The sequence below is a fragment of the Vibrio clamense genome (assembly GCF_050337905.1).
Lineage (GTDB): Bacteria > Pseudomonadota > Gammaproteobacteria > Enterobacterales > Vibrionaceae > Vibrio > Vibrio cortegadensis.
In genome coordinates, this window is the sequence record NZ_JAKJTJ010000036.1 from 31,486 (window position 1) to 43,563 (window position 12,078).

Annotated in this window: 10 protein-coding genes; all 10 read left to right on the top strand. The window is 42.6% G+C overall.

The features are described 5' to 3' along the window. Positions 1-5: 5 nt before the first annotated feature. The 10 genes from flgD (at position 6) to L4C39_RS18770 (ending at position 11,635) form a co-directional block, all read left to right on the top strand. On the top strand, positions 6-719 hold the full coding sequence (gene flgD, locus L4C39_RS18725) for a flagellar hook assembly protein FlgD (RefSeq protein ID WP_017053304.1): 714 nt from the start codon (positions 6-8) through the stop codon (positions 717-719). 45 nt (positions 720-764) lie between these two features. Then, complete coding sequence (gene flgE, locus L4C39_RS18730; RefSeq protein WP_017053303.1) at positions 765-2,069, top strand: flagellar hook protein FlgE; 1,305 nt, start codon at positions 765-767, stop codon at positions 2,067-2,069. Positions 2,070-2,271: 202 nt separating this feature from the next. Beyond that, on the top strand, positions 2,272-3,021 hold the full coding sequence (gene flgF / locus L4C39_RS18735) for a flagellar basal-body rod protein FlgF (protein WP_136994403.1): 750 nt from the start codon (positions 2,272-2,274) through the stop codon (positions 3,019-3,021). Between the two features lie 19 nt (positions 3,022-3,040). Beyond that, positions 3,041-3,829 carry a flagellar basal-body rod protein FlgG gene (gene flgG / locus L4C39_RS18740; RefSeq protein ID WP_017053301.1) on the top strand — a complete coding sequence of 263 codons (789 nt, stop codon included), beginning with the start codon at positions 3,041-3,043 and terminating at the stop codon, positions 3,827-3,829. A gap of 52 nt (positions 3,830-3,881) precedes the next feature. Next, positions 3,882-4,658 carry a flagellar basal body L-ring protein FlgH gene (flgH, locus tag L4C39_RS18745; RefSeq protein ID WP_136994402.1) on the top strand — a complete coding sequence of 259 codons (777 nt, stop codon included), beginning with the start codon at positions 3,882-3,884 and terminating at the stop codon, positions 4,656-4,658. Between the two features lie 62 nt (positions 4,659-4,720). Then, the gene (locus L4C39_RS18750; protein WP_017053299.1) at positions 4,721-5,812 is read left to right on the top strand and encodes a flagellar basal body P-ring protein FlgI; all 1,092 of its coding nucleotides are present in this window, start codon (positions 4,721-4,723) and stop codon (positions 5,810-5,812) included. Between the two features lie 17 nt (positions 5,813-5,829). Further along, positions 5,830-6,804 (top strand): flagellar assembly peptidoglycan hydrolase FlgJ, encoded by a 975-nt coding sequence (gene flgJ / locus L4C39_RS18755; protein WP_171757350.1) that lies wholly within the window; start codon positions 5,830-5,832, stop codon positions 6,802-6,804. A 151-nt stretch (positions 6,805-6,955) separates the two neighbouring features. Next, positions 6,956-8,833, top strand: coding sequence for a flagellar hook-associated protein FlgK (gene flgK, locus L4C39_RS18760; RefSeq protein WP_113795356.1), 1,878 nt, complete (start codon positions 6,956-6,958; stop codon positions 8,831-8,833). Positions 8,834-8,844: 11 nt separating this feature from the next. Continuing rightward, positions 8,845-10,038 carry a flagellar hook-associated protein FlgL gene (gene flgL / locus L4C39_RS18765; RefSeq protein ID WP_113795355.1) on the top strand — a complete coding sequence of 398 codons (1,194 nt, stop codon included), beginning with the start codon at positions 8,845-8,847 and terminating at the stop codon, positions 10,036-10,038. A gap of 460 nt (positions 10,039-10,498) precedes the next feature. Next, positions 10,499-11,635, top strand: coding sequence for a flagellin (locus L4C39_RS18770; protein ID WP_171757349.1), 1,137 nt, complete (start codon positions 10,499-10,501; stop codon positions 11,633-11,635). The last annotated feature ends 443 nt before the right edge of the window (positions 11,636-12,078 follow it).

Genomic DNA, 12,078 nt, shown 5'->3' on the forward strand with positions numbered 1-12,078 from the left:
AGCGTATGGCCGGAATAAATAATATTGGTCAACAAAGCGGCTTGTCCTATGTTGATCAGCTAAAAAGCCTTCAAGAGAATACCAAGAAGCCAGATGAGACAACGGGGAAACAAGATCTTAAACAAGAAGATTTTCTATCTCTGCTCACCAAGCAACTTGCTCAACAAGATCCTTTTAAGCCGGTTAGCAATGACCAAATGATTGCGCAAATGGCTTCATTTGCGACGGTTGATGGCATTGGAAAAATGAATACACAGTTTGAAAGCTTGAATTCATCAATGACATCTAACCAAGCACTACAAGCGTCTTCATTAGTAGGACGTGATGTACTTGTTCCAGGTGCTGCGGGTATTAAGCAAGCAGAAGGCGGAATGGCGGCGATGGTGAAACTCCCTCAAGCAGTGGACAATTTATTTGTACGCGTTGAGAACGAGATGGGCCAATTAATTCGTACGTTAGACGTTGGAGCTAAGACTGCTGGCGATACTCGTGTTGAATGGGACGGAAAAGATGAAAACGGTAATCCATTGCCAGCTGGCAAATATAACGTGAAAGCGGCAGGTTTGTTAGATGGGGAGAGTGCTGAATTCGGCGTATCAACGTATGCGAACGTGAACAGTGTTCTTCTTGGTAAAGGTGATGGTAACGTACTGCTCAATCTGGCTGGATTTCCTTCGCCAGTTCGACTTGCTGAAGTACTAGAAGTTGGCAAAGCGTAACGCTTTATAGAGTTATAACGCTAGCTAGATTAGGAGATTTTTGGAATGTCATATATTTCGTTAAGCGGTTTATCCGCAGCTCAGTTAGATCTGAACACAACCAGTAACAACATTGCCAACGCAAACTCATTCGGCTTTAAAGAGTCTCGTGCGGAGTTCGGCGATGTTTATTCAAATTCACTGTTTACGAATTCTAAAACAGTCACGGGCGGTGGTGCTCAAGCGAACAAAGTAGCTCAACAATTCCATGAAGGTTCAAGTATTTATACGAATAACCCAATGGACTTACGAATCAGCGGTACAGGTTTCTTTGCAGTAGCAAAAGAGCGACTTGAACCAACGACGAATGAGCTTACTCGTAATGGCGCTTTCCACCTAAATAAAGATAACTACATGGTTACCTCTAATGAAGAGTATCTTTTAGGCTATACCGTAAACCCTGATACTGATGAAGTGACGTCTTACGAGCCGAAACCATTAAACATTCCTGCAGAATTTGGTAAGCCAAAGCAAACTGAGAATATTGATGTAGGTGTTAACTTACCTGCAAATGGCGATTTGAAAGATCCGGCAGCATTTGATTTCAATGACCCTGATTCTTACAACCGTTCTACATCTTCAACGATTTACGACTCTATGGGTCAATCGTACAAGATGACGACGTATTACCTTAAAGATCAAACTCAGCCAAATACTTGGAACTCTTACTACACAGTAACGGACGACCTAGGCGAGAAACCAGTCAACATTACTGGCGGTGATGCTACTAATGCAACGGGACATATTGGCCACACAATGAAGTTCAATAATGATGGTACTTTAGCCTCATTAAATAGTGGACTTCCTATGGTGTCTGAAGCGCTCGGAGCTGGTGCAAACCCTATTAATTTGAATGGTGCTGATGTTACTCAAACTCTTAGTTTCGGTTTAGATCAAGCGACTCAATTTGCCGCTCCATTTGAAGTCACCAAGTTTGATGAAGATGGTGCAACAACGGGCTTCTTGAGCAAAATTGACTTTGATGAACGTGGTAGTATTTTAGGGACTTACTCAAATGGTGAATCTGTCACATTAGGCCGTGTTGGTTTAGTGCGAGTGCCAAATGAGCAAGGTCTTGATAAGAAAGGTGGAACCCAGTGGGATTCAACTCAACTCTCAGGTGCTAAAATCTGGGGTGAATCCAACAAAGGTTCGTACGGTAGCGTGAGTAGCGGCACATTGGAGCAATCCAATATCGATATGACTCAAGAGCTTGTTGACCTGATTTCAGCTCAGCGTAACTTCCAAGCAAACTCTCGTTCGCTTGAAGTGCATAACCAACTGCAGCAAAATATCCTACAAATCCGTTAATTCTAGTGTTAACAATCATTGGTACAATATCAAACTGGGTGGCAAACTCAGTTTGATATTCTTTGCCTCTTTACGGCAATACTCTCTTCAATATTTTCCTTTCAAACAAAGTGCTCCTTTAATTATCTGAATTAAAAGGTATTTTCATATTGGCATATAAATTGCTTTTCAATAGTCAGACGATGATTTTTTGGAGCAAATTATGGATCGCGCACTGTTTCTTGCCATGAGTGGCGCTAAGCAAAACATGCAAGCATTGCAGCTTAGAGCAAACAACTTAGCTAACGTAAGTACCCCGGGTTTTCGAGCGGATTTAGCTCAAGCTCGTTCAATGCAAGCGTATGGTGAAGGTTTGCCGACTCGTGTATTTAGCATGACAGAACGCCCTGGACATAACTTCTCCCAAGGAAGCGTGATCACGACTGGCCGAGACCTTGATGTAACTATTGAAGGTGAAGGCTGGATTTCCGTTATAGATAAAACGGGAAAAGAGGGTTTAACCCGCAACGGTAACTTAAAAATTGATCAAAACGGTCTGTTACTCAATGGTAATGGTCACCTTGTTTTAGGTGATACAGGTGCTCCGATATCCCTTCCGATTCCATTGAGTAAAATTGAAATTGGACGTGATGGCACTGTTTCTGTTCTTCCTCAAGGTGCTCCAGCGACTGAGATGGAACAAATCGATCGCATCAAATTGACTCGTTCAAACCCACAAACATTGTTTAAAGATTCAAATGGTTTATTCCGTTTGAAAGATCCAAATCTGGCGTACGAAGCTGATGCTGGTGTTCACATTCTAACCGGTGCTATTGAAGGTAGTAATGTAAACGCAGTAGGCGAAATGACCAGTCTAATTGACCTTCAACGTCAATTTGAAATGCAAGTCAAAATGATGAGCACAGCAGAAGAGATGGACAAGTCGTCCGATTCACTGCTTCGTATGAGCTAATAGATTTAAGGGGATTGTCATGCATCCAGCATTATGGGTAAGTAAAACAGGTTTAGATGCTCAACAAACGAATATCTCAACCATTTCAAATAACTTGGCGAATGCCTCGACCATTGGCTTTAAAAAGAGCCGCCCAGTATTTGAAGATTTGTTCTATCAAAACATTAACCAACCTGGTGGTCAGTCATCACAAAATACCGAGCTTCCTAGCGGTTTAATGCTTGGTGCTGGTGCGAAAGTCGTCGCGACACAAAAAGTGCACACTCACGGTAATGCCCAAACGACCACCAACAGTTTGGATATGATGATTGAAGGTGATGGCTTTTTCCAAATCAACATGCCTGATGGCAACATCGGTTATAGCCGAAATGGTCAATTCACGTTGAACTCTGAAGGGATCATTGTGACTTCAGGTTCTGGCTACTCTCTTGAACCAGAAATCACCATTCCTGAAGATGCGATCTCAATTACTGTTGGTAACGATGGTGAAGTGTCCGTGCGAGTTCGTGGCCAGCAGGATAACCAAGTGGTTGGTCAAATTACCACAGTAGATTTCGTTAACCCTGGTGGTTTAGAACCTTTAGGACAAAACCTTTACTTACCGACTGGTGCGAGTGGTGATCCACAAGAAGGCGTTCCGGGGCTAGACGGTTTAGGTTCAGTTCGTCAATCAATGCTTGAAACATCAAACGTTAATGTAACGGAAGAGTTGGTTAACATGATTGAAGCGCAACGAGTTTATGAAATGAACTCTAAAGTTATCTCGTCAGTCGATAAAATGATGAGCTTCGTGAACCAGCAGTTGTAATGACTCGTATCCGATAAAGACATTAAAGATTAACTAACCAGAGAGTATCGCTATGAAACGTCTACTATGCTTAGCTTTTATTGCCTCTTTAAGTGGCTGTACTATGTTGGAACCTGTAGAAACAACAGAAGTACAACAAGGAACAACAGTAGTCGATGCAGTAGAAGGCGATAAGTCAGAAGACGAGAGCTCTGGGATTGTTGATACACTGCGTGGAAGAACCGACCCTGTCGCTGGTGATCCGGCTTGGGCTCCAATTCACCCGAAACAAAAAGCAGAGCACTACGCGGCGGCAACAGGCTCGCTGTTCAATGCCGACCAAGTGAGTAATTTATATGATGATTCGAAGCCTCATGGTTTAGGAGATATCATTACCGTTACTCTAGATGAAAGCACCAAAGCGGCAAAAAGTTCCGATGCTGATTTATCAAAAGCGAATGACTCATCAATGGATCCGATCTTTGTTGGGGGGAATGAATTAAAAATCCAAGATTATAACTTCTCTTACGAACTCTCGAATGATAACTCCTACAAAGGCAGTGCAGCCGCAAACCAAAGCAATAGCTTGAGTGGCTCAATTACAGTGGAAGTTATTGAAGTATTGGCCAATGGTAACTTGGTGATCCGCGGTGAAAAATGGCTCACACTGAATACAGGTGACGAGTACATTCGCTTGAGCGGCACGATCCGACCGGATGATGTCGCCTTCGATAACACCATCGCATCTAACCGAATTTCTAATGCTCGAATTCAATATTCAGGCACCGGAACTCAACAAGATATGCAAGAGCCAGGATTCTTGGCACGATTCTTCAATGTAGCTTTATAATCACAAAATTACAGTCGAAGTATTGGCGTAGTTTTGTCAGCTAGATATTAAGGTATTTGAAGATGAAGAAACTCACCCTATTACTACTCGGCATGATATTTTGTGTCACAAGTGCTCAAGCGGCACGAATCAAAGACGTTTCAAAAATTGCTGGTGTCCGTAGTAACCAGTTGGTGGGTTACGGTTTAGTTTCAGGTTTACCGGGCACGGGTGAGTCAACTCCCTTTACCGATCAAAGCTTTAACGCCATGTTGCAAAATTTTGGGATTCAACTACCGCCAGGTACTAAACCTAAAACAAAAAACATTGCAGCGGTAATGGTGACGGCTGAAATGCCAGCCTTTTCGAAACAGGGTCAACAAGTCGATATCACCGTCTCTTCCATTGGATCGGCAAAAAGCCTGCGTGGCGGTACATTACTGCAAACATTCCTCAAAGGTCTTGATGGGCAGGTTTATGCCGTTGCACAAGGCAATTTAGTGGTCAGTGGTTTTAGTGCGACCGGAGCTGATGGTTCAAAAATTGTCGGAAACAACCCAACAGTCGGCCTTATCTCTGGCGGTGCTACCGTTGAACGAGAAATTCCATCGCCTTTTGGCCGTGGCGATTACATTACCTTTAATCTTCTTGAGTCCGATTTCACAACGGCACAACGCATGGCTGACGCAGTCAATAACTTCTTAGGCCCGCAAATGGCATCAGCAGTGGATTCAACTTCGGTTCGAGTTCGTGCTCCTCGTGAGATTAGCCAGCGCGTTGCCTTCCTTTCTGCTGTTGAAAATATTGAATTCAACCCTGCAGATGGCGCAGCAAAAATCATTGTAAACTCTCGAACGGGTACAATTGTGGTCGGTAAGCATGTTCGCCTTAAAGCCGCGGCGGTAACACATGGTGGAATGACCGTTGCGATTAAAGAAAACTTGAACGTGAGCCAGCCAAATGGATTTTCTGGTGGACAAACGGTTGTCGTGCCTGATTCCGATATCGAAGTCACAGAAGAGCAAGGGAAAATGTTTAAATTTGAACCTGGCTTAACTCTTGATGATCTTGTTCGAGCGGTAAACGAAGTGGGTGCAGCTCCTTCCGATTTAATGGCTATCCTTCAGGCGCTGAAACAAGCTGGCGCGATTGAAGGTCAGTTAATCATTATCTAACCAACAGAGGTTTTCCTATGATCAAGAATCCTACCGATGTTGGCTTTGTGCATGATATTTCAAGCCTAGACCGTTTACGTCAACAAGCTGTAAATGGAGAAGAGGGCGATGAGAAAGCTGCATTAACCGCCGCCGCAAAACAGTTTGAATCTATTTTCACGTCGATGCTGTTTAAATCAATGCGTGATGCTAACTCAAGTTTTAAGTCTGACATGATGAATAGCCAGAATGAGGACTTTTATCGTCAAATGTTAGATGATCAAATGTCGACAGAATTGAGCTCCTCTGGATCGCTTGGTCTTGCTGATATGATTGTGGCGCAACTCAGCCAAGGTCAGAGTTCTGAAGCGGATAAAACCGAAGTTCGTATGCGTAATGAAGCGTTTGATACTTCCTTACGTTTGCCAGTTAATGAAGAAAAAGCACGCTTGATCGCGGATCGAGTCCTTAAAAAGCAACAAGTCAGTCAAGTAGAACCGACGTCATTTGAATCTCCACAATCCTTTGTGCAATCTATGCGTCCATACGCTGAAAAAGCGGCAAAAACTCTTGGTGTCGAGCCTTCATTATTACTTGCTCAGGCGGCACTTGAAACGGGCTGGGGGCAAAAAGTCGTTCAAAATTCGGTGGATAACAGTAACAACCTATTCAACATTAAAGCTGATAGAAGCTGGAAAGGTGACAAAATTGCCACTCAAACATTGGAGTTTCATGATAATACGCCAGTTAAAGAGAGTGCTTCATTCCGTTCTTACTCTTCATATCAAGAAAGCTTTAATGATTACGTTCGCTTCTTGAATGATAACCCGAGATACAAAACGGCACTTCAAGTCGGAAATGGTGATGAACTTTCCAGCTTAAACGGTCAAGGTGAAAATGGTGATAACTCTGAAGTATTCATCAGAGGCATTCATCAGGCTGGGTATGCAACAGACCCTCAATATGCAGATAAAGTGTTGCGTGTTAAAGCGAAAATCGACCAAATGAATTAAGATAAATCAATCAGAATAAAGGCTTATAATGACATAAGCCTTTTTTATTATTCCCTTCAAAACGCCCTCCTAAATATCTGGTACATATCTTGCTTTATATCCCTTAAGCATCGGCAATTGCTGATTTTTGTTTGAGTTTTTTGGGGGCTTTATGGCATCGGATCTTCTGAATGTAGGTACTCAGAGCGTACTTACCGCTCAGAGACAGTTGAATACCACTGGTCATAACATTTCTAACGTAAATACAGAGGGTTACAGTCGTCAGTCTGTAGTTCAAGCTGTAAATGCACCGCGCCAGTACGGTGGGGAAACCTATGGAATGGGTGTGCATGTGGAAAATGTTCGCCGCTCTTGGGATCAATTTGCCGTTAAAGAACTCAATATCGCAACAACCAATGCCGCGAAAGCTGAAGATGTAGAGTCTAATTTAGATATGCTCTCTAGCATGCTCTCTTCTGTCGCGTCTAAAAAAATTCCAGAAACATTAAATGACTGGTTTGATTCGATCAAAACGCTTGCAGATAGCCCTAATAATGTTGGTGCAAGGAAAGTAGTACTTGAGAAAGCCGACCTAATCAGCCAAAACTTGAATAATTTCCATGAAACCGTTCGCCAGCAATCTGAAGCCGTAAATAAAAAACTAGACATGGGTATCGAAAGAATTAATCAACTCGCGGTTGAAATTCGAGATGTCCAACGTTTGATGATGCGCACCCCTGGACCACATAATGATCTACGAGATCAGCATGAAACGCTCATTAAAGAGTTATCCGAATATACCAAAGTGAGCGTGACACCACGAGCTAATGCCGAAGGCTATAACGTTCATATTGGCGGCGGACATACATTAGTATCAGGCTCGGAATCCAGTCAATTAAAGATGGTTGGTGGCTACCCAGATGTCCACCAACGACGTTTAGCTGTGGTAGAAGGCAAAGCGGTCAAAGTAATTGATAGCCGATCGATTGATGGAAAACTTGGTTCGATGCTGGATATGCGTGATAACCAAATTCCAAATATCATGGATGAACTTGGTCGACTGGCCACTGCTTTATCTTATGAAGTGAATGGATTGCAAGCACAAGGCTTAGATATGAACGGGAATGTAGGTGGTTTGATCTACACCGACATTAACTCGGAAATCGTCGCGAGTTCGCGTGTTGTGACTAAAGGTGATTCAGAAGCCGATATTGCGGTGTTTATTGCCAATACCAGTGAACTAAAAGGCGGAGAATACGGATTACGCTACGATGGCAGTAATTATGTAGTGACAAAACCAACCGGTGAAAGTGTCACTGTTCAGGTTGATGACTCTGGCTCATTTTATTTAGATGGGATGAGAGTTGAGGTTCGTAATGCACCTGAAGAAGGTGAACGAATTTTACTGCGCCCAACGCGATCTGGTGCGGCTCAAATGCAGCTGGAAACGAACGATCCAAACGCAATTGCAGCACAAAGCTATGAAGCGTCGACCACCTTTGCACAAGGGACGGCTACGTTCAATATTTTAGCCGCTGGTGATCTTCGAGAGTTTGAAGTTATCGTTTCACCGAAGGGCGATCAATTTGCGGTGATTGATACGAAAGGTAAAGTTCTTTTAGATCCGCAACCTTATCCACCAAATACACCTATTACTGTTATGGGTACTACATTTGAATTATCAGGCGGCGCGATTGCCGATGATAAATTTACGGCAAACCTTGTCCCTTCTGAAGGGGATAACGGCAACTTACGTAAAATGCAGAACATTCAAACGGACAAAAAGTTAAATGGCAATGAAGCGACGGTTTTAGATGTTTACCACAACTTGAACACCGATGTGGGGCTGAAAATGTCCACCGCTACACGGCTAAATGAGATCGCGACGTTAGAAAAAGAGTCCGCGTCGGAACGTCTTGCTTCAATATCTGGGGTTAACCTCGATGAAGAAGCTGCCAATATGATGAAGTTTCAACAAGCTTATATGGCGTCGTCAAGAATCATGCAAGCGGCAAATGACACTTTCAATACCATTTTGGCCTTGAGATAGGGGGATCGTGAATGTTGAATCGAATTTCTAGCTTTCATAATTACCAATCCGTTCAAAATGATTTTCGTCGTCAAGAGAATAAGGTTTTCCATAACCAAGCTCAGCTAGCGTCAGGAAAAAAATTACTTTCGCCAAGTGATGACCCACTTGCGACGCACTATTTACAAAATATTAACCAGCAGTCAGAGCAACTCAAGCAGTACTTGGATGCCATTGTTTTGGTTCGTAACCGTTTAGAACATCATGAAGTGGTGATTGCGAATACCGAAGAGTTTACAGATGAAGCGAAACGAACCGTTATGGAGATGATTAACGGTGCGTTATCCCCTGAAGATCGGCAAGCAAAGGCACGCGAAATCGAAGAATTAGCTTCAAATTTTTTGAACCTAGCCAATACACAAGATGAGTCTGGTAACTATACACTGGCGGGGACAAAGCCTAAGAATCAACCGTTTTTCCGAGATAATGATGGAACGGTAACGTACTCCGGTGACGATTATCAAAGAAAAATGCGTATCTCTAACAGTCTAGAAATGGCCATGAATGATCCAGGTAGCAAGTTATTCATGGAAATTGAAAATCCATTTGGTGATTTTGAACCACAATACGAGCTACAAAATGGTTCGCACTTACTGTTAGATAAAGCAGTCAACAGCAACTTTGGTGATACCTCGGTCTATAAGGTCACATTTGTCGATATGAACACCGGAAAATTTGGCTATCAGCTTGAGAAAGACGGCAGTGTCGTAAAAGCAGACGAATTTGACCCGGGTAAAGGCATTGATTACGAAGGCGTCAATATACGTGTTCGAGGCCAGATAACCAAAGGTGATGCCATTTCACTGGAGCCAAGATCAACGTTCAGTGTTTTTGATAGCTTTAAAGATGCGATGGAGTTGTCCAAATCTTCAGTTTCCGATACTTCGGCTACCGCAAAGCTGCATCAAGTGACAGAAGAGTTCCATGCCGCATTTATTCATTTAAATAAAGCAAGAACGGATGCTGGTGCTCGTTTGAATACACTTGATATTCAAGAGCAGCAGCATGAAGACTTTAATTTAACGTTAGCAAAATCCAAAAGTAAGTTTGAAGATCTTGATTACTCTAAAGCAGTCATTGAATTTAACGAGAATTCAAGAGCTTTGCAGGCATCTCAGCAAGCTTTCGGAAAAACAAAAGATCTTACGTTGTTTAATTACATTTAAGTTATCGATAACCAGAGATGATGCGTCTTGCCGATCTGTGGCTAGAAGTGAGTTGACCTTATTTTTGATGGTGCCTTATGAGCTATGCCTTAAGTGCAAAAAAATGAGATTGAACATTGAAGGAATGAGTTTGCCGCAAGATGATTGACGGTAAATGAGCTGTCTATAAAGGCGGCAATAGAACGAGAAAGGTGAATGGAGTTCAAGCGAAAGAAAAGAACATTCACTTAGCTGGTTTCTTTTGTAAGTAATTGTATTTAAGTGTTTATTTTATTTTTAAATAAATAAATAAAAACTTGGCACACAAATCGCATATATTAAATCAGTACGAATTACACAATTTTAAACCTATTGATGTATCAATAGATTTAGCGAGAATTTTTACGGTCAGTGCTTTTCCAAATGAGAGTAAAGCTGGCCGCTTCGCATCAAGCTTGCGAACTCAAAAGGAGAGCAACTAATGGCTGTAACAGTAAGCACAAACGTACCGGCGATGACGGCACAACGTTACCTCAATAAGGCGAATGATGAGCTAAGCGTTTCAATGGAACGCCTATCTTCAGGCCATAAGATTAACAGCGCAAAAGATGATGCGGCTGGTCTACAGATTTCGAATCGTCTAACTGCGCAATCTCGTGGTTTAGATGTAGCAATGCGTAACGCGAACGATGGTATATCTATCGCTCAAACGGCTGAAGGGGCGATGAACGAATCGACCAATGTACTTCAACGTATGCGTGACCTAGCCCTACAATCTGCGAATGGTACTAACTCAGACGCTGAACGTCAGGCGATTAACGAAGAATCTCAAGATCTTCAAGATGAGTTGAACCGTATAGCAGAGACAACCTCTTTTGGTGGTAGACGTCTGCTGAATGGTTCGTTCGGTGACGCTTCTTTCCAAATCGGTTCGAATGCGGGTGAAGCAATGATCATGGCGCTGACCAGTATCCGTGCAGATGATAGCCGAATGGGTGGTAGCACTTTCTTTGCTGAAAACGGTAAAGACAAAGATTGGGGTGTGGCTCCCGATAAAAAAGATATAAAATTTGAGTTTATTACCAAAGAAGGCGAAGAGATTTCAATTAACATTGACGCAAAAGCGGGTGATGATATTGAAGAACTTGCGACTTCGATTAACGGCCAAACGGCAATGGTCAATGCTTCAGTTAGTGATGAAGGTAAACTGCAGATATTCGTCGCAGAACCGAATTTACAAGGCGATATGTCGATTTCTGGTAGTTTAGCATCGGACTTAGGCTTAAGTTCTGAAGGTGTACATACAACGGTTCAAGATATCGATATGCGCACAGTGGCTGGCTCGCAAAATGCGGTGAGTATTGTGGATGCAGCACTTAAGTATGTTGACTCACAACGTTCAGACCTCGGTGCGAAACAGAACCGTTTAAGCCATAGTATTAGTAACTTAGCGAACGTTCAAGAGAACGTAGATGCTTCTAACAGCCGTATTAAAGATACCGATTTTGCGAAAGAAACAACGCAAATGACGAAAGCTCAAATTCTGCAACAGGCAGGGACGTCAATCCTTGCTCAAGCAAAACAGTTGCCAAACTCTGCAATGTCACTATTGCAGTAGCTATAAGGAATCCTTATCAGCAATGTTCAGACGTGAGCGCGCTAATAGGGATAACTTGGCAAAGTATGCTTACTATTGAATGAAGAACTCTCTCACTTTGTTCTCCATTTTTACAGTAAACATACACTCGGTCAGCCAGTAATGTGTTCATTTCTCTTGATCTCCACATAGGCTCTGGTTACCAACCGGCCCCGGTTCTCTCAAAGGAAAAGGGGCTTTTCTCTATCTGCTACTTAATAAAAACCTGCTACTTAATAAAGTCTGTTACTTAATAAAAAATTTGCTACTTGATAAAACCTGTAATTGAGTAAATATTTTATTCAGCAACGCTGCCTGAAAATGAGTGAAACCACCCCCAAAAACTCATAATCTGACGACTACTATCTTTGTCATCCTCTCCGAAATATCAAAAAATCACCGTCCTTCACTGCTATGTCTTTCCT

What these genes read in the sequence shown, in the direction of transcription:
- flgD (WP_017053304.1), top strand. Translation starts at nt 6, where the DNA reads ATGGCCGGAATAAATAATATTGGTCAACAAAGCGGCTTGTCCTATGTT.
- flgE (WP_017053303.1), top strand. Translation starts at nt 765, where the DNA reads ATGTCATATATTTCGTTAAGCGGTTTATCCGCAGCTCAGTTAGATCTG.
- flgF (WP_136994403.1), top strand. Translation starts at nt 2,272, where the DNA reads ATGGATCGCGCACTGTTTCTTGCCATGAGTGGCGCTAAGCAAAACATG.
- flgG (WP_017053301.1), top strand. Translation starts at nt 3,041, where the DNA reads ATGCATCCAGCATTATGGGTAAGTAAAACAGGTTTAGATGCTCAACAA.
- flgH (WP_136994402.1), top strand. Translation starts at nt 3,882, where the DNA reads ATGAAACGTCTACTATGCTTAGCTTTTATTGCCTCTTTAAGTGGCTGT.
- L4C39_RS18750 (WP_017053299.1), top strand. Translation starts at nt 4,721, where the DNA reads ATGAAGAAACTCACCCTATTACTACTCGGCATGATATTTTGTGTCACA.
- flgJ (WP_171757350.1), top strand. Translation starts at nt 5,830, where the DNA reads ATGATCAAGAATCCTACCGATGTTGGCTTTGTGCATGATATTTCAAGC.
- flgK (WP_113795356.1), top strand. Translation starts at nt 6,956, where the DNA reads ATGGCATCGGATCTTCTGAATGTAGGTACTCAGAGCGTACTTACCGCT.
- flgL (WP_113795355.1), top strand. Translation starts at nt 8,845, where the DNA reads ATGTTGAATCGAATTTCTAGCTTTCATAATTACCAATCCGTTCAAAAT.
- L4C39_RS18770 (WP_171757349.1), top strand. Translation starts at nt 10,499, where the DNA reads ATGGCTGTAACAGTAAGCACAAACGTACCGGCGATGACGGCACAACGT.